The organism is Ectobacillus ponti, from assembly GCF_024294785.1.
GTDB classification, from domain to species: Bacteria; Bacillota; Bacilli; order Bacillales; family Bacillaceae_G; genus Ectobacillus; species Ectobacillus ponti.
Map to the genome: position 1 here is coordinate 31907 of NZ_JANCLT010000019.1, position 21003 is coordinate 52909.

Here is a 21003-nt window from a genome sequence, read left to right on the forward strand (position 1 = left end):
ACCTATATAACATTGAAACTTTAGGGAGGCTATTACAATGGGTAAAGCTAAATTCGAACGCTCCAAGCCACACGTTAACATTGGTACAATCGGCCACGTTGACCATGGTAAAACAACTTTGACAGCTGCTATCACTACAGTTCTTGCAAAGGCTGGCGGTGCTGAAGCACGCGCTTACGACCAAATCGACGCTGCTCCAGAAGAGCGCGAGCGCGGTATCACAATCTCTACTGCACACGTAGAGTACGAAACAGAAACTCGCCACTATGCGCACGTTGACTGCCCAGGACACGCTGACTATGTTAAGAACATGATCACTGGTGCTGCTCAAATGGACGGCGCTATCCTGGTAGTATCTGCTGCAGACGGCCCAATGCCACAAACTCGTGAGCACATCCTGCTGTCCCGTCAGGTAGGCGTACCTTACATCGTAGTATTCTTGAACAAGTGCGACATGGTAGACGACGAAGAGCTTCTTGAACTGGTTGAAATGGAAGTTCGTGACCTTCTGTCCGAGTATGACTTCCCAGGCGACGACATTCCAGTTGTTAAGGGTTCTGCACTGAGAGCTCTTGAAGGCGATGCAGAGTGGGAAGCTAAAATCAACGAGCTGATGGCTGAAGTTGATGCTTACATCCCAACTCCAGAGCGTGCAACTGACCGTCCATTCCTGATGCCTGTTGAGGACGTATTCTCCATCACTGGCCGTGGTACAGTTGCTACAGGTCGCGTAGAGCGCGGTACTGTTAAAGTTGGTGAAGTTGTAGAAATCGTTGGTCTTGCTGAAGAGCCAAAGAACACAACTGTAACTGGCGTTGAAATGTTCCGTAAGCTTCTTGACCAAGCTCAAGCTGGTGACAACATCGGCGCACTGCTTCGCGGTGTAGCTCGTGACGACATCCAACGTGGCCAAGTACTTGCTAAGCCAGGTTCCGTTAAGCAACACACTAAGTTCAAAGCAGAAGTTTACGTTCTGTCCAAAGAAGAAGGCGGACGTCACACTCCATTCTTCACAAACTACCGTCCACAGTTCTACTTCCGTACAACTGACGTAACTGGCATCGTTCAGCTGCCAGAAGGCGTAGAGATGGTTATGCCTGGCGACAACATCGAAATGACTGTTGAACTGATCGCTCCAATCGCGGTTGAAGAAGGTACTAAGTTCTCCATCCGTGAAGGCGGCCGTACAGTAGGCGCGGGCGTTGTAGCTACAATCCAAGAGTAATCTTGATATAAAAACCCTCGGGGATTCGTCCCTGAGGGTTTTTTGTGCTTTCCAGAAATCAGAAGTTTTTAATATAGTAGCTTTTTTATATTGCACTTCCACCATCTGGTATTATATGGTTAATGGAAAGGGGGAGTGTATGCTTGAGTGGACAAATGGCAAGAAGGAAAGAGATAACACAGTTGCCGCTGGCTGCTGCTGCATCAAGGCTGTATTTTTTAGATAACCTTAAGGTGGCATTGACCTGTTTGGTGATTGCCCATCATGCCGGGCAGCCCTATGGAGGATCAGGCGGATTTTGGTACTATCAGCCGGAAGGAGGGCCGGAGCTGCAGCTTGGCAGGTTTTTTTCAGTCAATGCCGGCTTTTTTATGAGTCTTTTCTTTCTTATTTCGGCTTATTTTCTGCCGGCTTCTTATGAAAGAAAGGGCGCAGGCGGATTCCTGAAGGACCGGTTGGAGCGTCTCGGTGTTCCAGCGCTGCTGGGCTTTCTATTTGTGGTTCCGATAATGATGTATGCCTACTATGTCAATTTTCGGGGATACGGAAATATATCATTTTGGGCATATTACCTGAATGTATGCTTTGGCTTGGAGGAGAAGCCTGCCGGATGGACCGGACCAAGCTGGCCAGATATGCAGTTTGCGCACTTATGGTTTTTGGAGCACTTACTGTTCTACGCGGTTGTCTATACAATAGTACGAAAGTGGATTGTAAGGCGGCCGATTATGCAAGAGGGAGAAAAGCCGCTTCGCAGCGTAACCATTGCAGCATTCGCAGCAGGGCTTGCACTGGTGACTGCCGCAGTGCGCATTCGGTTTGATTTGGATTACTGGTTTGGATTCTTGGGCTTTATACAGGCTGAATTCTTTCATGTACCACAGTATGCGGCGTTTTTTATAGTCGGACTAGTGGCAAGGCGGAACAATTGGATGATGACTTTAACAAGAAGGGTTGGCTTAACCTGGCTCTTGATAGGCGTATCTCTGGCTCTTACATATTACCTGGGAGGCATTCAAGTGCAAACAAGGTCTGGATGGAATACAGATAACCTTGTGTTTGCGTGCTATGAGACATTTATGTGTACGGGGCTTTGTGTTGGTCTGATTTATTTGTTCCGGGTATTCGCCAGCTCCTCCACCTCATTTCTGAAGCGCCTGACGGAGAACGCATTTGCTGTGTACATCATCCATGTGCCGGTATTGGTTGTTCTGCAATATATGCTTGGCGCACTGCCGGTTTCCATGCTTGTGCAATTTATTCTGTCCGTTGTGTTGGGGATCAGCTGCAGCTTTGCGTTGAGCCATTTTGTGATACGGCGCATGCCATATTTCAAACGGATCCTTTAAATGAGGATGGCGAGTTTCTTCTATATAATAGAGTGCGCTGCAGTTGTATCTATATAATAGAAGAAACTCGCCGCAAAGGAGACTGGAAATAATTATCCATGCTGTATACCGACAAATCCTGCAAGCCTATGCTTGAAAATGCTGATTAGACTATGTATAATAACAAAGTACGGCAAAACGGGACATTCCCGAAATTGCCCTTGCATATCCCATTTAGTTAGTGTATAATAGACAATGTTGGTCTTTGACTGCGATGAAACGGAAGGTTGCTGACACACCCGGCCGCTTTGCCATGGCGAGTGTGAGGAAATTTCCGTGGAGAATGTCTATTTTTTAAAATAGGCGAAGAAGGAGGGAAAATAATGGCAAAAGAAAAAATTCGTATTCGTTTGAAGGCTTACGATCACCGTATCCTTGATCAATCTGCAGAGAAAATCGTGGAAACTGCGAAGCGTTCCGGTGCTGCTGTATCTGGTCCGATTCCACTTCCAACTGAGAAGACAGTTTACACAATCCTGCGTGCGGTGCACAAATACAAGGATTCCCGTGAGCAATTCGAAATGCGTACACACAAGCGTCTGATTGACATCGTGAACCCAACTCCACAAACAGTTGATTCACTTATGCGTCTGGATCTGCCATCTGGCGTAGATATCGAAATTAAACTATAAATTAAAACAGTAAACATTGTAGGAGGTGTAACTCATGACCAAAGGAATCTTAGGAAGAAAGATCGGTATGACACAAGTATTTGCTGAAAATGGCGAGCTGATTCCTGTAACAGTTATCGAAGCTGCTCCGAACGTAGTTCTTCAAAAGAAGACTGCTGAGACAGACGGTTACAATGCAATTCAGCTGGGCTTTGACGACAAGCGCGCGAAGCTGTCCAACAAGCCAGAGCAAGGTCATGTTGCAAAAGCAAATACTGCTCCTAAGCGCTTCATTCGCGAATTCCGCGATGCAGACGTAGCGAGCTACGAAGTTGGTCAAGAGGTTAAAGTAGAAATCTTTGCTGAGGGAGAAACAGTTGACGTAACTGGCACTTCCAAAGGTAAAGGATTCCAGGGTGTAATCAAGCGTCACGGACAATCCCGCGGACCTATGTCCCACGGTTCCCGTTACCACCGTCGTCCTGGTTCTATGGGTGCAATTGCGCCAAACCGTGTATTCAAGGGTAAAAACCTTGCTGGCCGTATGGGTGGAGACCGTGTAACGGTTCAAAACCTGCAAATCGTGAAGGTTGACGCTGAGCGTAACCTGCTGTTGGTAAAAGGCAACGTTCCTGGCGCTAAGAAGTCCCTTGTAGTGGTACGCGGCGCTGTTAAAGCAAGCAAATAATTTCCTGATAGAAAGGAGGAACATTCATGCCACAAGTAACTTTATTCAACCAAACTGGAGCTGAAGTTGGTCAAATCGAATTAGCTGAGTCTGTATTCGGTATCGTGCCAAACGAAGCTGTTCTTTTTGATGCTGTACTGATGCAACGTGCATCTCTGCGTCAAGGTACTCATAAAGTAAAAAATCGTTCTGAAGTAAGCGGCGGCGGACGTAAGCCATGGCGCCAAAAGGGAACTGGACGCGCTCGTCAAGGCTCCATCCGTTCTCCACAATGGCGCGGCGGCGGTATCGTATTCGGACCGACTCCACGTTCTTACTCTTACAAGCTTCCTAAGAAGGTACGCCGTCTGGCTGTGCGTTCTGCACTGTCTTCCAAGGTGCTTGAAAACAACCTGATCGTTCTTGAGGATTTGGTACTGAACGCACCAAAGACAAAGGACATGGTAGCAGTTCTGAAGAGCCTTCCTGTTGAGAAGAAAACTCTGATCGTGACTGCTGACGCAAACGAAGCTGTTGAGCTGTCTGCTCGCAACATTCCTGGCGTAACTGTAATCACTGCAAACGGCGTGAACGTCCTAGACGTGCTTCATCATGACAAGCTGATCATGACGAAAGCGGCAGTGGAAAAAGTAGAGGAGGTGCTTGCATAATGAAAGATCCTCGTGATATCATTAAGCGCCCAGTTATCACTGAACGTTCCATGGAAGCTATGAATGAAAAGAAATATACCTTCGATGTAGACGTGAAGGCTAACAAGACTGAAGTTAAAGATGCGATCGAAGCAATCTTTGGCGTTCAAGTTGAGAAAGTCAACATCATGAACTACAAGCCGAAGTCCAAGCGCGTTGGCCGTTACACTGGCTTGACTAACCGCCGCAGAAAAGCGATCGTAAAGCTTACTGCTGACAGCAAAGAAATCGAAATCTTCCAAGGTGTTTAATTCTACTAGAGAAGGAGGGAAACTCTGATGGCAATCAAAAAGTACAAACCGACATCCAACGGTCGCCGTGGTATGACTGCATCTGATTTTGCAGAAATCACTACTGACAGACCGGAGAAATCCTTGCTTGCGCCTCTCAGCAAAAAAGCTGGCCGCAACAACCAAGGTAAAATCACTGTGCGTCACCAAGGCGGTGGCCATAAGCGTCAATACCGTATCATCGACTTCAAGCGTGACAAAGATGGAATTCCAGGCCGCGTTGCTACGATCGAATACGATCCAAACCGTTCTGCGAACATCGCTTTGATCAACTACGTTGATGGTGAAAAGCGTTACATCCTGGCTCCTAAGAACCTGGAAGTAGGAACTACAATCGTGTCCGGCCCAGATGCTGACATTAAAGTAGGAAACGCACTTCCACTTGCAAACATTCCAGTTGGTACAGTCGTACACAACATCGAGTTGAAGCCTGGCAAAGGCGGACAGCTGGTTCGTTCTGCTGGTTCTTCTGCACAAGTACTTGGTAAGGAAGGCAAATACGTACTGGTACGTTTGACTTCTGGTGAAGTTCGCCTGATCCTTGCTACTTGCCGTGCTACAGTTGGCCAAGTGGGCAACGAGCACCATGAGCTTATCAAGATCGGTAAAGCTGGTCGTTCCCGCTGGTTGGGCAAGCGCCCTACTGTTCGTGGTTCCGTAATGAACCCAGTTGATCACCCACACGGTGGTGGTGAAGGCCGCTCACCAATCGGTCGTAAGTCTCCTATGTCTCCATGGGGCAAGCCGACTCTTGGAGCGAAGACTCGCAAGAAGAACAAAGCTTCTGATAAGTTTATCGTTCGTCGTCGTAAAAAATAACGGGGTTGTAGTACGGTTCAGCCGAACCGTACGTCAATCACGAAGGGAGGTACCACAATGGCTCGCAGCTTGAAAAAAGGACCATTTATCGATGATCACTTAATGAATAAGGTTGAGAAGCTGAACGAAACAGAATCCAAGCAAGTTATCAAGACTTGGTCCCGTCGTTCTACAATCTTCCCGCAATTCATCGGACACACAATCGCGGTATACGATGGTCGTAAGCACGTTCCTGTGTTTGTAACAGAAGACATGGTTGGTCACAAGTTGGGCGAATTCGCACCTACTCGTACTTACAAAGGCCATGCTGCTGACGATAAGAAAACAAGAAGATAACGAGAGGAGGCATTTGAATGCAACAAGCTAAAGCAGTAGCGAGAACAGTTCGTATTGCTCCTCGTAAAGTACGTCTTGTAGTAGACTTGATTCGAGGAAAGCAAGTTGGTGAAGCGATCGCAATCCTGAACCACACACCAAAGACTGCTTCTCCAGTTGTAGAGAAAGTTTTGAAATCTGCAATCGCAAACGCAGAGCACAACTACGAAATGGACATCAACAACCTGGTTGTTCAAACAGCATTCGTTGACGAAGGTCCAACTTTGAAGCGTTTCCGCCCTCGTGCAATGGGCCGTGCAAGCGCGATTAACAAACGCACAAGCCACATCACAATCGTGGTATCTGAAAAGAAGGAGGGATAATCGATGGGTCAAAAGGTAAGTCCAGTAGGTCTTCGCGTTGGTATTATCCGCGACTGGGAATCCAAGTGGTACGCTGACAAGGATTTCGCAACTCTTCTGCACGAAGACATCAAGATCCGTGAATACATCAGCACTCGTTTGAAGGATGCTTCTGTTTCTAAAGTGGAAATCGAGCGCGCTGCAAACCGTGTTAACATTACAATCCACACTGCAAAGCCTGGTATGGTAATTGGTAAGGGTGGTACAGAAGTTGAAGCACTTCGTAAAGCTCTGAACGAACTGACTGGCAAGCGTGTACACATCAATATCCTTGAAATCAAGAAGGCTGACCTTGATGCGAAGCTGGTTGCTGAGAACATCGCTCGCCAACTAGAAAACCGCGTATCTTTCCGCCGCGCACAGAAGCAAGCAATCCAGCGTGCAATCCGTGTAGGTGCTAAAGGTATCAAAACTCAAGTATCCGGCCGTCTGGGCGGAGCGGACATCGCTCGTGCTGAATCTTACAGTGAAGGAACTGTTCCACTTCATACACTTCGCGCTGACATCGACTATGCAACAGCTGAAGCTGATACAACATACGGTAAGCTGGGCGTAAAAGTATGGATCTACCGTGGTGAAGTCCTTCCAACTAAAAAGAAAGCTTCTGAGGAAGGAGGAAAATAATATGTTATTGCCAAAACGCGTAAAATATCGTCGTGAACACCGCGGAAAGATGCGTGGTGAAGCTAAGGGCGGCAAAGAGGTTCATTTCGGTGAATTCGGTCTGCAATCCCTGGAAGCTTCTTGGATTACAAACCGTCAAATCGAAGCTGCACGTCGTGCGATGACTCGTTACATGAAACGTGGCGGTAAAGTATGGATCAAAATTTTCCCTTCTAAGCCTTACACTGCGAAGCCGCTTGAAGTGCGCATGGGTTCCGGTAAAGGTGCTCCTGAGGGTTGGGTAGCTGTAGTAAAGCCTGGTAAGGTTATGTTCGAGATCGCCGGCGTATCTGAAGAAGTGGCACGCGAAGCACTGCGTCTTGCTGCTCACAAACTGCCTGTAAAGTGCAAGTTTGTAAAACGTCAAGAAAATGGTGGTGAATCTAATGAAAACTAATGACATTCGTGAGTTAACCACTGCTGAAATCGAAACAAAGGTGAAAGCACTGAAAGAAGAGCTTTTCAACCTTCGCTTCCAACTGGCTACAGGCCAACTAGAAAACACAGCCCGCATCCGTGAAGTTCGCAAAGCGATCGCACGCATGAAGACTGTTGTTCGCCAAAGAGAGATCGGTATTAACGGATAAAATTTGAGGGGAGGTTTGCATTGTGAGCGAACGTAACCAACGTAAGGTATACACTGGCCGCGTTGTTTCCGATAAGATGGACAAAACAATCACTGTTGTTGTCGAAACTTACAAGAAGCACGAACTGTACGGCAAGCGCGTTAAGTATTCTAAGAAGTACAAAGCACACGATGAGCTAAACCAAGCAAAAGTTGGCGATATCGTAAAGATTATGGAAACTCGCCCGCTTTCCGCTACTAAGCGTTTCCGTTTAGTTGAAGTCGTTGAAGAAGCTGTTATCATCTAATAAGCAATCGGATCGAATGATAATCCGAAGGGAGGTTCCATAACATGATTCAACAAGAAACTCGTTTGAAAGTTGCTGACAACTCTGGTGCACGTGAACTTTTAACAATTAAAGTACTTGGTGGTTCTGGCCGTAAGTATGCGAACATCGGTGACATCATCGTTGCTTCCGTAAAGCAAGCAACACCAGGTGGCGTTGTTAAAAAGGGTGACGTTGTTAAAGCAGTAGTTGTTCGTACAAAGACTGGTGCTCGTCGTCCAGACGGTTCTTACATCCGTTTCGATGAGAACGCTGCGGTTATTATCAAAGAAGACAAGAGCCCACGTGGTACTCGTATCTTCGGACCAGTTGCACGTGAACTGCGTGACAACAACTTCATGAAGATCGTTTCTCTTGCTCCAGAAGTTCTATAATTCGAGGTATTGCCTTTCTAAGGAGGTGCACAAGAAAGATGCATGTTAAAAAAGGTGACAAGGTTCAAGTAATCACTGGTAAAGACAAGGGCAAGCAAGGTGTAATCCTGGCTGCGTTCCCGAAGCAAAACCGTGTAATCGTTGAAGGTGTGAACGTCGTGAAGAAGCACTCCAAGCCTTCTCAATTGAATCCGCAAGGCGGAATCATCACGAAAGAAGCGCCAATCCATGTATCTAATGTTATGCCATTAGATCCAAAATCCGGCGTACCTACTCGTGTAGGCTACAAGCTGGTAGACGGCAAGAAGGTTCGCGTAGCGAAAAAATCTGGTGAAGTATTAGATAAATAATCTCTTTTGAAAGGAGGTCCCTTACATGAATCGCCTGAAAGAAAAGTTCCAAAAAGAAATCACACCTGCTCTGATGGGCAAGTTTAACTATACATCTGTAATGCAAGTGCCTAAGCTTGAGAAGATTGTAATCAACATGGGTGTAGGTGATGCAGTACAGAACGCGAAAGCTCTTGACAACGCTGTAGAAGAGCTGGCAAACATCACAGGTCAAAAGCCTGTAGTAACTCGTGCGAAAAAGTCTATCGCTGGCTTCCGTCTTCGTGAAGGTATGCCGATCGGTGCGAAAGTTACTCTTCGCGGTGAGCGCATGTACGAATTCTTCGACAAATTGGTATCTGTGTCTCTTCCACGCGTTCGTGACTTCCGTGGTGTATCCAAGAAGTCATTTGACGGCCGTGGTAACTACACGCTGGGTGTTAAAGAGCAATTGATCTTCCCTGAGATCGATTATGATAAAGTCAGCAAGGTTCGCGGTATGGACATCGTTATCGTTACAACTGCAAACACTGACGAAGAAGCTCGTGAACTGTTGACACAATTCGGTATGCCATTCCAAAAGTAATGGAGCCAAGCGCTAAATAGAGGAGGCGAAAACGTGGCTAAGAAATCTATGATTGCGAAACAAAAACGTGCTCCAAAGTTTGAAGTTCAGGCGTACACACGTTGCGAACGCTGTGGCCGTCCGCACTCTGTATACCGCAAATTTAAACTTTGCCGTATTTGTTTCCGTGAACTTGCATACAAAGGTCAGATTCCTGGCGTTAAGAAAGCTAGCTGGTAATACCCGAGAATGGGAAGGAGGTAAAACAAATGGTAATGACAGATCCTATTGCAGATTTGCTTACTCGCATCCGTAATGCGAACATGGTACGTCATGAGAAATTAGAAGTTCCTGCTTCAAAAATGAAGAAGGAAATCGCAGAAATCCTGAAGCGTGAAGGTTTCGTGCGTGACGTAGAACTTATTGAGGACAACAAGCAAGGTATCCTGCGTATCTTCTTGAAGTACGGTCCAAACAACGAGCGTGTAATCACTGGCCTGAAGCGTATCAGCAAGCCTGGCTTGCGCGTATATGCGAAAGCTGATGAAGTTCCACGCGTACTGAACGGATTAGGTATCGCAATCGTTTCTACATCCAAGGGCGTAATGACGGACAAAGAAGCTCGTCAAGTACAAACTGGTGGAGAAGTGCTTGCATACGTTTGGTAATCATTCCTAAACGAACGGAGGTGTAATGAATGTCTCGTATTGGTAAAAAGATTCTTGAAATCCCTGCAGGTGTTACAATCACAATCGCTGATGACAACACAGTAACTGTAAAAGGACCTAAAGGTGAATTGACTCGTACTTTCCACTCTGATATTACTATCAACATTGAGGAAAATACGCTGACTGTAACTCGCCCATCTGACCAGAAGGAGCACCGCGCTCTGCACGGTACAACTCGTGCGCTTCTTGGCAACATGGTAGAAGGCGTAACAAACGGATTCCAACGCGGCCTTGAGCTGATCGGGGTTGGTTACCGTGCGTCCAAGCAAGGCAACAAGCTTGTGCTGAACGTTGGTTACTCTCATCCAGTTGAAATCACACCGGAAGCCGGCATCGAAATCGATGTTCCAGCTAACACAAAGATTATCGTTAAAGGCATCGACAAAGAGCGCGTAGGCGCTTTGGCTGCCAACATCCGCGCTGTACGTGCGCCAGAGCCATACAAGGGCAAAGGTATTCGTTACGAAGGCGAAGTTGTACGCCGCAAAGAAGGTAAAACAGGTAAGTAAGCCTGCTAGGTAAAAGGAAAGGAGTGACATAAACATGATCAATAAAGCTGATAAGAATGCGGTTCGTAAGAAAAGACATGCACGTGTACGCACAAAGCTTTCTGGTACTGCTCAGCGTCCTCGTCTGAACGTGTTCCGTTCTAACCAACACATCTACGCTCAAGTAATCGATGATGCGAACGGAGTTACTCTAGCAAGTGCATCTACACTTGATAAAGAGCTTTCTCTTGATGGTGCTGGCAACGTAGCTGCTGCTCAAAAGGTTGGCGAGCTGGTTGCAAAGCGTGCGGTTGAGAAAGGCGTTTCTGAAGTGGTATTTGACCGCGGAGGATACCTGTATCATGGTCGTGTAAAAGCGTTGGCAGAAGCTGCTCGTGAAGCTGGCCTGCAATTTTAATAGTAAAAGGAGGGAAAACTGATGCGTCGCATTGACCCAAGCAAATTAGAACTTGAAGAGCGCGTAGTCACGGTTAACCGTGTTGCGAAAGTTGTTAAGGGTGGTCGTCGTTTCCGCTTTGCTGCACTTGTTGTAGTAGGCGACAAGAACGGTCACGTAGGATTCGGTACTGGTAAAGCTCAAGAAGTGCCAGAAGCAATCCGCAAAGCAATTGAAGATGCAAAGAAGAACCTGATCAACGTACCTCTAGTTGGTACTACAATTCCACACCAGATTCTTGGACAGTTCGGAGCAGGTGAAGTATTCATGAAGCCGGCTTCTGAAGGTACTGGAGTTATCGCGGGCGGACCAGTTCGTGCGGTATTGGAATTGGCGGGTGTTCAAGATATCCTTTCCAAATCCCTGGGATCCAACACTCCTATCAACATGATTCGTGCTACTTTGAACGGTTTGAAGCAGCTGAAGCGTGCTGAGGATGTAGCGAAACTACGCGGTAAAACTGTAGAAGAGCTGCTAGGCTAATAAGAAGGAGGGAAAGAACATGACAAAGAAGTTAGAAATCACCCTCACTCGTAGTTTGATCGGTCGTCCACAAGATCAACGTGCGACTGTAGAAGCTCTAGGTCTGAAAAAGCTTCACCAAACAGTGGTGAAGGAAGAGAATGCTGCAATCACTGGCATGATCAACAAAGTTTCTCACCTGGTAACAGTTAAAGAAGTTTAATGATAGATCAATCTAATTAAGGAGGTGCCTCGGAATGAAACTTCATGAATTAAAACCTGCTGAAGGTTCTCGTAAAGAGCGCAAGCGTATCGGCCGCGGTATCGGTTCTGGTACTGGTAAAACTGCTGGTAAAGGTCATAAAGGACAAAACGCCCGTTCTGGCGGCGGTGTTCGTCTTGGCTTTGAAGGTGGTCAAACTCCATTGTTCCGCCGTCTGCCTAAGCGCGGTTTCACAAACATCAACCGTAAAGAGTTTGCAATCGTAAACCTGGATGCGTTGAACCGCTTCGAAGACGGAACTGAAGTAACACCAGAACTTCTTCTTGAAACTGGCGTTATCAGCAAGTTGAACAACGGCGTGAAGATTCTTGCTAACGGTGCGTTAGAGAAGAAGCTTACTGTAAAGGCTCATAAATTCTCTTCAACTGCGAAGGAAGCAATTGAAGCTGCTGGCGGAAAAACTGAGGTGATTTAATGTTTCGCTCAATCTCCAACTTTATGCGCGTTGCTGAGATAAGAAATAAAATCCTTTTCACCTTAGCGATGTTGGTCGTTTTTCGCATCGGAACCTTTATTCCGGTGCCAAACGTCAACGCGGATGTTCTTAAAGCTCAGGATTCACTGAATGTGTTGGGGATTCTCAATACATTCGGCGGTGGGGCGTTAAAGAACTTCTCAATCTTCGCGATGGGAATTATGCCTTATATTACAGCATCCATCATCGTGCAGCTTCTGCAGATGGATGTTGTTCCTAAGTTTACAGAATGGTCGAAGCAAGGTGAGATGGGCCGCCGTAAATTAGCTCAGTTTACCCGCTACTTTACAATTGTCCTGGCCTTCATTCAAGCAATCGGCATGTCGATCGGATTCAACAACCTGGCTGGCGGACAGCTTATTGTGAATCCGGGCTGGACAACGTACATGTACATTGCTGTTGTTCTCACTGCCGGCACGGCCTTTTTAATGTGGCTGGGAGAACAGATCACTGCAAAGGGTGTCGGAAACGGAATTTCGATCATCATTTTTGCAGGTATCACAGCGGCAATTCCGAATGTAATCAACCAGATTTACATGCAGCAGTTCCAGGATGCGGGTGATCAGCTGTTCATCCGGATTGTAAAGGTAGCACTCATTGTCATTGCTATTTTGGCAGTAATCATCGGTGTTATCTATATTCAACAGGCAACAAGAAAGATTCCGATCCAGTACGCCAAGCGCGCTTCTGGAACCGGCGGCTATGTTGGGTCCCGCAACACACATTTGCCTTTAAAGGTGAACAGTGCAGGCGTTATTCCAGTCATCTTCGCTGTTTCTTTCTTGATTACACCGCCGACAATTGCTCAGTTCTTCCCGAATCATGCTGTATCGCAATGGATTATCAAGAACTTTAACTATTCTCATCCCGTGGGAATGATTATCTATGTTGCACTGATCGTTGCCTTCTCATATTTCTATGCCTTTGTTCAAGTAAACCCTGAACAGATGGCTGAGAACCTGAACAAGCAAGGCGGGTATGTTCCGGGAATTCGCCCTGGCAAAAACACGGAACAGTACTTGACGAGTATCTTATACCGATTGACATTTGTAGGTTCCATATTCTTAGCAGTGATTGCCATTCTACCTGTCCTATTCATTCAAATTGCTAATCTTCCGCAATCTGCACAAATTGGCGGAACCAGCTTGCTCATCGTAGTAGGCGTGGCATTGGAAACAATGAAGCAGCTAGAGAGCCAACTAGTAAAGCGTCATTATAAAGGCTTTATTAAACAATGAGCTTAGGGAAGAATCTTCTTCCCCGCATGCTCATTTAATAGGGGGAAATCGTGATGAATTTGATTTTGATGGGTCTTCCTGGCGCCGGCAAAGGCACTCAGGCTGAAAGAATTATAGCAAAGTATAACATCCCTCATATCTCGACAGGTGACATGTTCCGCGCTGCTATTAAAGAAGGAACCGCATTAGGCCTGCAAGCCAAGTCTTTCATGGATAAAGGCGAGCTCGTGCCGGATGAAGTCACGATCGGCATCGTTCGTGAACGTCTCAGCAAGTCTGACTGCGAGAAGGGCTTCTTGCTGGACGGCTTCCCGCGTACAGTCGCACAAGCATCTGCTTTGGAGGACATCACAGGCAGTCTGAATAAGAAGATTGATTATGTGGTGAATATCCAAGTAGATCCATCATTACTGCTGAAGAGACTGACAGGCCGTCGCATCTGCAAGGATTGCGGCGCAACCTACCACCTGATTTTCAATCCGCCTGCGACAGAAGGTGTGTGCGATAAGTGTGGCGGGGAACTGTATCAGCGCTCTGACGACAATGAAGCAACAGTGGCAACTCGCCTGGAAGTGAACATTAAGCAATCTGAACCGTTGCTGCACTTCTATGAAGAGCTCGGCTACCTGCGCAGCATTGACGGCGAGCAGGAGATGGATGCAGTATTTGCAGATATCGACGCCCTCATCGGAGGCTTAGCGTAATGATCATTTGCAAGACGCCTCGTGAAATTGAGATTATGCGTGAGGCAGGGAGAATTGTGGCTTTGACTCACCAAGAGTTGAAAAAGCATGTTGTCCCCGGAATTACAACCAAGGAACTCGACGAAATCGCAGAGAGAACCATCCGGAAGCATGGGGCTGCCCCCTCCTTCAAAGGATACAACGGTTTTCCAGGAAGCATTTGCGCTTCGGTGAACGACGAGCTTGTCCACGGAATTCCAGGCAAACGCAGGCTCAAGGAAGGCGACATCATCAGTATTGATATCGGTGCGAAATATAACGGGTATCATGGAGATTCGGCATGGACGTATCCAGTCGGTACAATCTCAGAATCTGTTCAGCAGCTGCTTGATGTCACAGAGAAATCGTTGTACCTTGGCCTAGAGCAAGCGAAAGCGGGAGAACGGTTATCTAACATCTCGCATGCCATCCAGGTATACGTGGAAGAAAACGGCTTTTCAATTGTAAGGGAGTATGTCGGTCATGGAATCGGGCAAAACTTACATGAAGACCCGCAGATTCCGCACTATGGCCCGCCGAATAAAGGTCCGAGGCTGAAGCCGGGCATGGTGCTTTGCATAGAACCAATGGTGAACGCTGGCAAACGTTATGTCAAAACGCTCTCTGATGACTGGACAGTGGTGACTGTGGATGGCAAGTGGTGTGCCCATTTCGAGCATACAATTGCCATTACAGAAACAGGATACGAGATCCTGACAACCCTGTAAGCAGCAACTCTCCGGAATTTCAGAGCAGTCAAAGCAGTCACTGATTTGAAGAAGGGAGAACAAGCAATGGCTAAAGACGATGTAATCGAAGTGGAAGGCACGGTAGTGGAGACGCTGCCGAACGCGATGTTTAAAGTAGAATTAGAGAATGGCCACGTTGTGCTGGCACACGTTTCTGGTAAAATCCGCATGAACTTCATTCGTATTTTACCTGGAGACAAAGTTACGGTAGAATTATCTCCGTATGACTTGAACCGCGGCCGGATCACATACCGTTTCAAATAAAATAGCACTCCGTAATCTTTAAGGAGGTTAGAGAGATGAAAGTAAGACCATCCGTAAAGCCGATTTGCGAAAAATGTAAAGTTATTCGCAGAAGAGGAAAAGTAATGGTTATCTGTGAAAACCCTAAGCATAAGCAAAAACAAGGTTAATTGAAGGAGGTGTCCATTAATGGCACGTATCGCAGGTGTAGATATTCCGCGTGACAAGCGCGTCGTTATTTCTTTGACATACGTATTTGGTATTGGTCGTCCAACAGCTGAGAAGGTTCTTGCAGAAGCTGGTGTTTCTGAAGATACTCGTGTTCGCGATCTGACAGAAGAAGAACTTGGTAAAATCCGTGATATCATCGACCGTCTGAAGGTTGAAGGCGATCTTCGCCGTGAAGTTTCCCTGAACATCAAGCGTCTGATGGAAATTGGTTCTTACCGTGGTCTTCGTCACCGCCGTGGCCTACCAGTTCGTGGCCAAAACACTAAGAACAACGCTCGTACACGTAAAGGTCCTCGTCGTACTGTAGCGAACAAGAAGAAATAATTAAGTAAAGGAGGTTGAACGAACAATGGCAGCACGCAAAACTAATACTCGTAAGAAACGTGTAAGAAAGAATATTGAGTCTGGTGTGGCACACATCCGCTCTACTTTCAACAACACAATCGTAACGATCACTGACACTCATGGTAACGCGATCTCTTGGTCCAGCGCTGGTGCACTTGGTTTCAAGGGTTCTCGTAAGTCCACTCCATTTGCAGCTCAAATGGCCGCTGAAACAGCTGCAAAGGTATCTATGGAGCATGGCTTGAAAACTTTAGAGGTAACTGTAAAGGGTCCTGGTTCTGGCCGTGAAGCTGCAATTCGTGCGCTTCAAGCTGCAGGCCTGGAAGTAACTGCAATCCGTGACGTTACTCCAGTTCCTCATAATGGATGCCGTCCGCCAAAACGTCGCCGTGTGTAACTTTTCTGTATAGATTTTTCAACATTGTCTATAATGGGATATGATACAATTTTTTTGAAAAATCCTTACAGAAATACTGCTTGTTGTTGTGCACAATCGGGAACTGCCTAAGGGGGACTTTCGGTTAGACAATTTTTTGTCTAGCCGGGGTTTCGACGTTTTGAAGGAGGGTTTATAATGATCGAGATTGAAAAACCAAAAATCGAAACGGTTGAAATTAACGAGGATGCCAAGTATGGCAAATTCGTCATTGAACCGCTTGAGCGTGGGTATGGTACTACTTTGGGTAACTCCTTACGTCGTATCCTATTATCCTCACTCCCTGGTGCCGCTGTAACATCTATCCAGATTGATGGTGTACTACACGAGTTTTCTACGATCGAGGGCGTTGTGGAGGATGTCACAACGATTATCTTAAACATAAAGAAATTGGCCCTGAAGATTTATTCAGACGAAGATAAGACGCTCGAAATTGATGTTACGGGCGAGGGTGTCGTAACAGCTGCGGATATTACTCACGACAGCGACGTGGAGATTCTGAACCCAGACCTTCATATTGCAACGCTGGCGAAGGATGCACATTTCCGTGTACGCCTGACTGCCAAGCGCGGCCGTGGCTATACGCCCGCTGATGCGAACAAAAGAGAGGATCAACCAATAGGTGTGATTCCTATTGACTCTATTTACACTCCGGTGTCCCGCGTAACGTACCAAGTGGAAAATACGCGTGTCGGACAGGTAACAAACTACGACAAGCTGACGCTTGACGTATGGACAGATGGCAGCATCGGACCAAAAGAAGCAATCTCTTTAGGTGCGAAAATCCTGACTGAGCATTTGAACATCTTTGTCGGCTTGACTGATGAAGCGCAGAATGCTGAGATCATGGTGGAGAAGGAAGAAGATCAGAAGGAAAAGGTTCTGGAGATGACGATCGAGGAGCTGGATCTTTCCGTTCGTTCTTACAACTGCCTGAAGCGTGCCGGTATCAATACGGTACAAGAACTTGCGAATAAAACAGAAGAAGACATGATGAAGGTTCGTAACTTGGGACGTAAATCCTTAGAAGAAGTAAAGCATAAGCTCGAGGAACTCGGTTTAGGCTTACGCAAAGATGACTAAGGTTTCTTTGTTTTGTTACGAGACTACTAACAAAGGAGGGAACTACGAATGGCATACAGAAAGCTAGGCCGCACAAGTGCACAACGCAAAGCAATGCTGCGCGACCTCACAACTGATTTGATCATCAACGAGCGCATCCAGACTACTGAAACACGTGCGAAGGAGCTTCGTTCCGTAGTTGAGAAAATGATTACTTTAGGAAAGCGCGGCGATCTTCACGCTCGTCGTCAGGCAGCTTCTTACGTACGTAACGAAGTTGCAAATGCAGAAACTGGTCAAGATGCTCTTCAAAAGCTTTTTGCTGACATCGCGCCACGTTATGCAGAACGCCAAGGCGGATACACTCGTATCGCTAAAATTGGTCCACGTCGCGGTGACGGCGCACCAATGGTAATCATTGAATTAGTATAATGACAGCAAAAGGGCAGGACAGTGCTTAGCAACTCGTCACGGCCCTTTTTTTGTATGCGGAGAATTTGTCGATTGGGGTTATTTCTCCGGAAATAATGGGAGAGGGTGTCGAGGATTGAAGCTGCAGGTACATGGAATCAGTTTTCAGTATCCTCAGTCTGCCGCAATGGCATTGCGGGATGTTTCGTTTGCTGTGCGGGAAGGGGAATGGGTATCCATCATCGGACAGAACGGCTCCGGCAAGTCCACGCTGGCCCGGCTGCTGAACGGGCTGCTGCTGCCAAAGGAAGGCACAATTATGGTGGATGGGCTTGTCCTTTCAGAGCAGACTGTTTGGGATGTCCGCAAACGGATTGGGATGGTCTTTCAGAATCCGGATAATCAGTTCGTAGGCACGACCGTGCGGGATGATATTGTATTTGGCATGGAGAACATTGGCATGCCGCGGGAAAGGATGCGGGAGCGTCTGCAGTACGTGCTGGAGCTCGTAGGGATGAAGGAGTATGAGCTGCAGGAGCCGCACTCCCTGTCCGGCGGCCAAAAGCAGCGTGTGGCGATTGCAGGCGCCTTGGCGCTGGAGCCATCGCTTCTCATCTTGGATGAGGCAACCTCCATGCTCGACCCTAAGGGACGCCTGGAGGTGCTGCGGACGGTGCAGGAGCTGGTGCAGCAAAAAGGGCTTACGGTGCTCTCCATCACACATGATTTGGAGGAAGCTGCACAATCCGACCGTATTATTGTTCTGAACCAGGGCTCAATTTTACGTGAGGGGACACCTGCAGAGATTTTTGAACACATGGATGAACTGACAGGGATCGGACTGGATGTACCGTTTTCCGTGAAGCTTACCCATGACTTGAAAAGAAAGCATATTCCGCTTCAGCATATGCATTTAACTATGGAAAGCCTGGTGAAAGAGCTGTGGATATTACATTCCAAGAAGTAGAGCATCGCTACCAGCGCAACACGCCGTTTGAGCGCTTGGCGATTCATGATGTCAACCTGTCATTTCAAACCGGCAAGTATTATGCCATCATCGGCCATACAGGCTCAGGAAAATCCACAATTATTCAGCATCTGAACGGGCTGCTGCGGCCGACTGCCGGCCGTGTGCAGCTTGGGGAGCAGGTGATGATCGCAAATCAGAAAGCAAAGCAGCTGAAGGCGGTCCGGAAACGGGTGGGGCTTGTCTTTCAGTTTCCGGAGCATCAGCTGTTTGAAGAGACGGTGGAAAAGGACATTTGCTTTGGGCCGCAGAACTTTGGGGTGTCCGAGGACACCGCGAAGCAGAAGGCAAAAGAGATGCTGCAGCTGGTTGGCCTGCCGGAGGAATTGCTGGAGCGTTCTCCCTTTGAACTGAGCGGCGGACAAATGCGGCGGGTGGCCATTGCAGGTGTATTGGCCATGGAGCCTGAGGTGCTGGTGCTGGATGAACCGACTGCCGGGCTGGACCCAAAGGGGCAGCAGGACCTGATGGACATGTTTCAGCGGCTGCACCGCGAAAAAGGTCTTACTGTCATTCTGGTGACCCACAACATGGAGGATGCCGCCAAGTATGCGGATGAGATCACTGTCATGCATAAAGGGACTGTCTATCTCCAAGGGAAGCCGGAAGAGGTGTTTCAGCACGCTGAAGCGTTGGAAAGCATCGGAGTTGCTTTGCCGATTCCGCTGCAGTATAAGCGGGAGCTTGAGCAGCAAGGCATTTCACTCTTTGGCGCTCCGCTGACACTCGAAGACCTGTCTGTCCGGCTTGCTGAATGGTGGAGTAAGGGAGGGGTAAAGTAATGCAACAGCTCATTGTCGGGCGCTATATTCCGGGCGATTCACTGATTCACAGGATGGATCCGCGGGCCAAGCTGTCCATTATCTTTCTATATGTGTTTGTTGTGTTTCTGGCAAACAATGCGCTTTCGTATGGGGTGCTTTGTCTGTACATTCTGTTCCCCGTGCTCACATCAGGCGTGCCGGTCCGTTATATCATCAACGGCCTGAAGCCGATTCTATGGATCTTTCTCTTCACGTTCCTGCTGCACATCCTGGCGACAAAGGGCGGTACGCTGCTGTTTGAGCTGGGGCCGGTTACCGTATATGAGGAAGGGATCAAGCAAGGGGTGTATATCTCCCTCCGGTTTATTGTCATCATCTTTATGACGACACTTCTAACACTTACGACAACACCCATTGAGATTACAGACGGACTGGAGTATTTGCTGCATCCCTTCAAGCGGATCGGCTTGCCTGTCCATGAAATCGCACTGATGATGAGCATTTCTCTCCGTTTCATTCCCACCCTTATGGAGGAGACAGAGAAGATCATGAAGGCACAAGCCTCACGCGGCATTGATTTTGCGGAAGGTCCCATTAAAGAGCGTCTGCGGGCTATTGTGTCCCTGCTGGTGCCTCTGTTCATCGGCGCTTTCAAGCGGGCCGAGGACCTGGCGGTGGCAATGGAAGCGAGAGGCTATCAGGGCGGGGAGGGGCGGACGAAATTCCGGCTGCTGCAGTGGCGCCTGCCTGATACGCTTGCCTGCCTGAGCCTGCTCATTGTAACAGTGCTCTTACTCTTGGTTCGTTCATGGGGAGGTGAGTAATATGCAGCGTTGGAAATGTGTCATTTCCTATGATGGAACAGGCTTTGCCGGCTATCAGGTACAGCAGGACCAGCGTACGGTGCAGGAGGAGATCGAGAAGGTGCTGAAGGCCATGCATAAGGGTGAAGCTGTACGCATCCATGGATCAGGCCGGACAGACGCTTCTGTGCATGCTGAGGGGCAGGTCATCCATTTTGATTCTCCGCTCAATATTCCGCCGGAGCGCTGGCCGACAGCCTTGAATGCCAAGCTGCCGCCTGACATTGTGGTGAAGCATGCGGAAAAGGTGGAGCCGAATTTCCACTCCCGTTTTGACGTAGTGAGCAAGGAGTACCGCTATCATATTCTGCGTACACCACAGCGAAACGTGTTTCAGCGGCACTACGCCTACTATTATCCGCTTCCATTGGATTTGCCGGCCATGCAGAAGGCAGCCGGCCATTTGGTGGGGACACATGACTTTACCGCGTTCTGTTCGGCGCGTTCAGAAGTGGAGGATAAGGTTCGCACCATCTACGAGCTTGAGATTGTGGAGGAGGCGGACAAGCTTGTGCTTCGCTTTGTAGGAAATGGTTTCCTATATAATATGGTCCGCATTCTGACCGGCACTCTGCTTGAGGTGGGACGGGGCAAGATTAAACCGGATGAGCTTCCAAGCATACTGGAGCAGCGGGATCGCAGCCGTTCCGGTGATACTGCACCAGGCCACGGTCTATATCTATGGCAGGTAAACTATAACAACTAATCCTGGTGTAACATGTGCTTGAC

Annotated in this window: 36 protein-coding genes; all 36 read left to right on the forward strand. The window is 47.8% G+C overall.

Going from position 1 to position 21003, the window contains the following annotated elements:
- The first annotated feature begins 37 nt into the window (after positions 1-37).
- The 36 genes from tuf (at position 38) to truA (ending at position 20980) form a co-directional block, all read left to right on the forward strand.
- The gene (gene tuf, locus NK662_RS21530; RefSeq protein WP_254761037.1) at positions 38-1225 is read left to right on the forward strand and encodes an elongation factor Tu; all 1188 of its coding nucleotides are present in this window, start codon (positions 38-40) and stop codon (positions 1223-1225) included.
- 143 nt (positions 1226-1368) lie between these two features.
- A complete protein-coding gene (locus tag NK662_RS21535) occupies positions 1369-2574 on the forward strand; it encodes an acyltransferase family protein (protein WP_254761038.1) in 1206 nt (401 codons plus the stop codon).
- A gap of 362 nt (positions 2575-2936) precedes the next feature.
- Positions 2937-3245: a 30S ribosomal protein S10 gene (gene rpsJ, locus NK662_RS21540; protein WP_254761039.1), complete on the forward strand. Its 309-nt coding sequence runs from the start codon at positions 2937-2939 to the stop codon at positions 3243-3245.
- Positions 3246-3279: 34 nt separating this feature from the next.
- Positions 3280-3912, forward strand: coding sequence for a 50S ribosomal protein L3 (gene rplC / locus NK662_RS21545; RefSeq protein ID WP_254761040.1), 633 nt, complete (start codon positions 3280-3282; stop codon positions 3910-3912).
- Positions 3913-3938: 26 nt separating this feature from the next.
- Positions 3939-4562, forward strand: coding sequence for a 50S ribosomal protein L4 (gene rplD / locus NK662_RS21550; RefSeq protein ID WP_254761041.1), 624 nt, complete (start codon positions 3939-3941; stop codon positions 4560-4562).
- A complete protein-coding gene (gene rplW, locus NK662_RS21555) occupies positions 4562-4852 on the forward strand; it encodes a 50S ribosomal protein L23 (protein WP_254761042.1) in 291 nt (96 codons plus the stop codon). The genes rplD and rplW overlap by 1 nt, the downstream gene beginning before the upstream one ends.
- Positions 4853-4879: 27 nt before the next feature.
- The gene (gene rplB, locus NK662_RS21560) at positions 4880-5710 is read left to right on the forward strand and encodes a 50S ribosomal protein L2 (RefSeq protein WP_254761043.1); all 831 of its coding nucleotides are present in this window, start codon (positions 4880-4882) and stop codon (positions 5708-5710) included.
- A gap of 57 nt (positions 5711-5767) precedes the next feature.
- Positions 5768-6046: a 30S ribosomal protein S19 gene (gene rpsS / locus NK662_RS21565; protein ID WP_254761044.1), complete on the forward strand. Its 279-nt coding sequence runs from the start codon at positions 5768-5770 to the stop codon at positions 6044-6046.
- Between the two features lie 17 nt (positions 6047-6063).
- Complete coding sequence (gene rplV / locus NK662_RS21570; RefSeq protein WP_254761045.1) at positions 6064-6408, forward strand: 50S ribosomal protein L22; 345 nt, start codon at positions 6064-6066, stop codon at positions 6406-6408.
- A 3-nt stretch (positions 6409-6411) separates the two neighbouring features.
- Positions 6412-7071, forward strand: coding sequence for a 30S ribosomal protein S3 (gene rpsC, locus NK662_RS21575; RefSeq protein WP_254761046.1), 660 nt, complete (start codon positions 6412-6414; stop codon positions 7069-7071).
- A gap of 1 nt (position 7072) precedes the next feature.
- Complete coding sequence (gene rplP / locus NK662_RS21580; RefSeq protein WP_254761047.1) at positions 7073-7507, forward strand: 50S ribosomal protein L16; 435 nt, start codon at positions 7073-7075, stop codon at positions 7505-7507.
- On the forward strand, positions 7497-7697 hold the full coding sequence (gene rpmC / locus NK662_RS21585; RefSeq protein ID WP_254761048.1) for a 50S ribosomal protein L29: 201 nt from the start codon (positions 7497-7499) through the stop codon (positions 7695-7697). Before rplP ends, rpmC begins: the two co-directional genes overlap by 11 nt.
- Positions 7698-7719: 22 nt before the next feature.
- Entirely contained in the window at positions 7720-7983 is a 264-nt protein-coding gene (gene rpsQ, locus NK662_RS21590) for a 30S ribosomal protein S17 (protein ID WP_254761049.1), read from the forward strand.
- A 44-nt stretch (positions 7984-8027) separates the two neighbouring features.
- Positions 8028-8396 (forward strand): 50S ribosomal protein L14, encoded by a 369-nt coding sequence (rplN, locus tag NK662_RS21595; RefSeq protein ID WP_254761050.1) that lies wholly within the window; start codon positions 8028-8030, stop codon positions 8394-8396.
- Positions 8397-8434: 38 nt separating this feature from the next.
- A complete protein-coding gene (rplX, locus tag NK662_RS21600; protein ID WP_254761051.1) occupies positions 8435-8746 on the forward strand; it encodes a 50S ribosomal protein L24 in 312 nt (103 codons plus the stop codon).
- Between the two features lie 25 nt (positions 8747-8771).
- Positions 8772-9311, forward strand: coding sequence for a 50S ribosomal protein L5 (gene rplE, locus NK662_RS21605; RefSeq protein ID WP_254761052.1), 540 nt, complete (start codon positions 8772-8774; stop codon positions 9309-9311).
- A 33-nt stretch (positions 9312-9344) separates the two neighbouring features.
- Positions 9345-9530 carry a type Z 30S ribosomal protein S14 gene (locus tag NK662_RS21610; RefSeq protein WP_254761053.1) on the forward strand — a complete coding sequence of 62 codons (186 nt, stop codon included), beginning with the start codon at positions 9345-9347 and terminating at the stop codon, positions 9528-9530.
- Positions 9531-9559: 29 nt separating this feature from the next.
- Positions 9560-9958: a 30S ribosomal protein S8 gene (rpsH, locus tag NK662_RS21615; protein ID WP_254761054.1), complete on the forward strand. Its 399-nt coding sequence runs from the start codon at positions 9560-9562 to the stop codon at positions 9956-9958.
- A 29-nt stretch (positions 9959-9987) separates the two neighbouring features.
- Positions 9988-10527 carry a 50S ribosomal protein L6 gene (rplF, locus tag NK662_RS21620; protein WP_254761055.1) on the forward strand — a complete coding sequence of 180 codons (540 nt, stop codon included), beginning with the start codon at positions 9988-9990 and terminating at the stop codon, positions 10525-10527.
- A 34-nt stretch (positions 10528-10561) separates the two neighbouring features.
- Positions 10562-10924 (forward strand): 50S ribosomal protein L18, encoded by a 363-nt coding sequence (gene rplR / locus NK662_RS21625; RefSeq protein WP_254761056.1) that lies wholly within the window; start codon positions 10562-10564, stop codon positions 10922-10924.
- A 21-nt stretch (positions 10925-10945) separates the two neighbouring features.
- Positions 10946-11446 (forward strand): 30S ribosomal protein S5, encoded by a 501-nt coding sequence (gene rpsE / locus NK662_RS21630; protein ID WP_254761057.1) that lies wholly within the window; start codon positions 10946-10948, stop codon positions 11444-11446.
- A gap of 19 nt (positions 11447-11465) precedes the next feature.
- Positions 11466-11648 carry a 50S ribosomal protein L30 gene (gene rpmD, locus NK662_RS21635; RefSeq protein WP_254761058.1) on the forward strand — a complete coding sequence of 61 codons (183 nt, stop codon included), beginning with the start codon at positions 11466-11468 and terminating at the stop codon, positions 11646-11648.
- Between the two features lie 34 nt (positions 11649-11682).
- The gene (gene rplO, locus NK662_RS21640; RefSeq protein ID WP_254761059.1) at positions 11683-12123 is read left to right on the forward strand and encodes a 50S ribosomal protein L15; all 441 of its coding nucleotides are present in this window, start codon (positions 11683-11685) and stop codon (positions 12121-12123) included.
- A complete protein-coding gene (gene secY / locus NK662_RS21645; protein WP_254761060.1) occupies positions 12123-13421 on the forward strand; it encodes a preprotein translocase subunit SecY in 1299 nt (432 codons plus the stop codon). Before rplO ends, secY begins: the two co-directional genes overlap by 1 nt.
- Positions 13422-13474: 53 nt before the next feature.
- On the forward strand, positions 13475-14125 hold the full coding sequence (locus NK662_RS21650) for an adenylate kinase (RefSeq protein WP_254761061.1): 651 nt from the start codon (positions 13475-13477) through the stop codon (positions 14123-14125).
- Positions 14125-14871 carry a type I methionyl aminopeptidase gene (gene map, locus NK662_RS21655; RefSeq protein WP_254761062.1) on the forward strand — a complete coding sequence of 249 codons (747 nt, stop codon included), beginning with the start codon at positions 14125-14127 and terminating at the stop codon, positions 14869-14871. The genes NK662_RS21650 and map overlap by 1 nt, the downstream gene beginning before the upstream one ends.
- Before the next feature lie 66 nt (positions 14872-14937).
- Positions 14938-15156 (forward strand): translation initiation factor IF-1, encoded by a 219-nt coding sequence (gene infA / locus NK662_RS21660; protein WP_254761063.1) that lies wholly within the window; start codon positions 14938-14940, stop codon positions 15154-15156.
- Positions 15157-15191: 35 nt separating this feature from the next.
- Positions 15192-15305, forward strand: a complete 114-nt coding sequence (gene rpmJ / locus NK662_RS21665; RefSeq protein WP_000868344.1) for a 50S ribosomal protein L36 — start codon at positions 15192-15194, stop codon at positions 15303-15305.
- Positions 15306-15324: 19 nt separating this feature from the next.
- On the forward strand, positions 15325-15690 hold the full coding sequence (rpsM, locus tag NK662_RS21670; RefSeq protein WP_254761064.1) for a 30S ribosomal protein S13: 366 nt from the start codon (positions 15325-15327) through the stop codon (positions 15688-15690).
- 25 nt (positions 15691-15715) lie between these two features.
- Positions 15716-16108: a 30S ribosomal protein S11 gene (gene rpsK / locus NK662_RS21675; protein ID WP_254761065.1), complete on the forward strand. Its 393-nt coding sequence runs from the start codon at positions 15716-15718 to the stop codon at positions 16106-16108.
- 177 nt (positions 16109-16285) lie between these two features.
- Complete coding sequence (locus NK662_RS21680) at positions 16286-17230, forward strand: DNA-directed RNA polymerase subunit alpha (RefSeq protein ID WP_254761066.1); 945 nt, start codon at positions 16286-16288, stop codon at positions 17228-17230.
- A 48-nt stretch (positions 17231-17278) separates the two neighbouring features.
- Entirely contained in the window at positions 17279-17641 is a 363-nt protein-coding gene (gene rplQ / locus NK662_RS21685) for a 50S ribosomal protein L17 (RefSeq protein ID WP_254761067.1), read from the forward strand.
- 166 nt (positions 17642-17807) lie between these two features.
- Positions 17808-18587 carry an energy-coupling factor ABC transporter ATP-binding protein gene (locus NK662_RS21690; protein ID WP_254761080.1) on the forward strand — a complete coding sequence of 260 codons (780 nt, stop codon included), beginning with the start codon at positions 17808-17810 and terminating at the stop codon, positions 18585-18587.
- Complete coding sequence (locus tag NK662_RS21695; RefSeq protein WP_254761068.1) at positions 18563-19429, forward strand: energy-coupling factor ABC transporter ATP-binding protein; 867 nt, start codon at positions 18563-18565, stop codon at positions 19427-19429. Before NK662_RS21690 ends, NK662_RS21695 begins: the two co-directional genes overlap by 25 nt.
- Positions 19429-20235, forward strand: a complete 807-nt coding sequence (locus NK662_RS21700) for an energy-coupling factor transporter transmembrane component T family protein (RefSeq protein WP_254761069.1) — start codon at positions 19429-19431, stop codon at positions 20233-20235. Before NK662_RS21695 ends, NK662_RS21700 begins: the two co-directional genes overlap by 1 nt.
- Position 20236: 1 nt before the next feature.
- Positions 20237-20980 (forward strand): tRNA pseudouridine(38-40) synthase TruA, encoded by a 744-nt coding sequence (gene truA / locus NK662_RS21705; RefSeq protein WP_254761070.1) that lies wholly within the window; start codon positions 20237-20239, stop codon positions 20978-20980.
- The last annotated feature ends 23 nt before the right edge of the window (positions 20981-21003 follow it).

Bases quoted from the DNA above. Each gene is read 5' to 3' on its own strand.
- rplR (WP_254761056.1), top strand. From the start codon at position 10,562: ATGATCAATAAAGCTGATAAGAATGCGGTTCGTAAGAAAAGACATGCA.
- rplF (WP_254761055.1), top strand. From the start codon at position 9,988: ATGTCTCGTATTGGTAAAAAGATTCTTGAAATCCCTGCAGGTGTTACA.
- map (WP_254761062.1), top strand. From the start codon at position 14,125: ATGATCATTTGCAAGACGCCTCGTGAAATTGAGATTATGCGTGAGGCA.
- rpsH (WP_254761054.1), top strand. From the start codon at position 9,560: ATGGTAATGACAGATCCTATTGCAGATTTGCTTACTCGCATCCGTAAT.
- rplD (WP_254761041.1), top strand. From the start codon at position 3,939: ATGCCACAAGTAACTTTATTCAACCAAACTGGAGCTGAAGTTGGTCAA.
- rpsS (WP_254761044.1), top strand. From the start codon at position 5,768: ATGGCTCGCAGCTTGAAAAAAGGACCATTTATCGATGATCACTTAATG.
- infA (WP_254761063.1), top strand. From the start codon at position 14,938: ATGGCTAAAGACGATGTAATCGAAGTGGAAGGCACGGTAGTGGAGACG.
- rpsK (WP_254761065.1), top strand. From the start codon at position 15,716: ATGGCAGCACGCAAAACTAATACTCGTAAGAAACGTGTAAGAAAGAAT.
- rplV (WP_254761045.1), top strand. From the start codon at position 6,064: ATGCAACAAGCTAAAGCAGTAGCGAGAACAGTTCGTATTGCTCCTCGT.
- rpsE (WP_254761057.1), top strand. From the start codon at position 10,946: ATGCGTCGCATTGACCCAAGCAAATTAGAACTTGAAGAGCGCGTAGTC.
- rpmD (WP_254761058.1), top strand. From the start codon at position 11,466: ATGACAAAGAAGTTAGAAATCACCCTCACTCGTAGTTTGATCGGTCGT.
- secY (WP_254761060.1), top strand. From the start codon at position 12,123: ATGTTTCGCTCAATCTCCAACTTTATGCGCGTTGCTGAGATAAGAAAT.
- rpmC (WP_254761048.1), top strand. From the start codon at position 7,497: ATGAAAACTAATGACATTCGTGAGTTAACCACTGCTGAAATCGAAACA.
- rplO (WP_254761059.1), top strand. From the start codon at position 11,683: ATGAAACTTCATGAATTAAAACCTGCTGAAGGTTCTCGTAAAGAGCGC.
- rplB (WP_254761043.1), top strand. From the start codon at position 4,880: ATGGCAATCAAAAAGTACAAACCGACATCCAACGGTCGCCGTGGTATG.
- rplP (WP_254761047.1), top strand. From the start codon at position 7,073: ATGTTATTGCCAAAACGCGTAAAATATCGTCGTGAACACCGCGGAAAG.
- rplQ (WP_254761067.1), top strand. From the start codon at position 17,279: ATGGCATACAGAAAGCTAGGCCGCACAAGTGCACAACGCAAAGCAATG.
- rplE (WP_254761052.1), top strand. From the start codon at position 8,772: ATGAATCGCCTGAAAGAAAAGTTCCAAAAAGAAATCACACCTGCTCTG.
- rplN (WP_254761050.1), top strand. From the start codon at position 8,028: ATGATTCAACAAGAAACTCGTTTGAAAGTTGCTGACAACTCTGGTGCA.
- rpmJ (WP_000868344.1), top strand. From the start codon at position 15,192: ATGAAAGTAAGACCATCCGTAAAGCCGATTTGCGAAAAATGTAAAGTT.
- NK662_RS21690 (WP_254761080.1), top strand. From the start codon at position 17,808: ATGGCATTGCGGGATGTTTCGTTTGCTGTGCGGGAAGGGGAATGGGTA.
- tuf (WP_254761037.1), top strand. From the start codon at position 38: ATGGGTAAAGCTAAATTCGAACGCTCCAAGCCACACGTTAACATTGGT.
- rplX (WP_254761051.1), top strand. From the start codon at position 8,435: ATGCATGTTAAAAAAGGTGACAAGGTTCAAGTAATCACTGGTAAAGAC.
- NK662_RS21650 (WP_254761061.1), top strand. From the start codon at position 13,475: ATGAATTTGATTTTGATGGGTCTTCCTGGCGCCGGCAAAGGCACTCAG.
- rpsJ (WP_254761039.1), top strand. From the start codon at position 2,937: ATGGCAAAAGAAAAAATTCGTATTCGTTTGAAGGCTTACGATCACCGT.
- rpsM (WP_254761064.1), top strand. From the start codon at position 15,325: ATGGCACGTATCGCAGGTGTAGATATTCCGCGTGACAAGCGCGTCGTT.
- NK662_RS21700 (WP_254761069.1), top strand. From the start codon at position 19,429: ATGCAACAGCTCATTGTCGGGCGCTATATTCCGGGCGATTCACTGATT.
- rplC (WP_254761040.1), top strand. From the start codon at position 3,280: ATGACCAAAGGAATCTTAGGAAGAAAGATCGGTATGACACAAGTATTT.
- truA (WP_254761070.1), top strand. From the start codon at position 20,237: ATGCAGCGTTGGAAATGTGTCATTTCCTATGATGGAACAGGCTTTGCC.
- rpsC (WP_254761046.1), top strand. From the start codon at position 6,412: ATGGGTCAAAAGGTAAGTCCAGTAGGTCTTCGCGTTGGTATTATCCGC.
- NK662_RS21680 (WP_254761066.1), top strand. From the start codon at position 16,286: ATGATCGAGATTGAAAAACCAAAAATCGAAACGGTTGAAATTAACGAG.
- rplW (WP_254761042.1), top strand. From the start codon at position 4,562: ATGAAAGATCCTCGTGATATCATTAAGCGCCCAGTTATCACTGAACGT.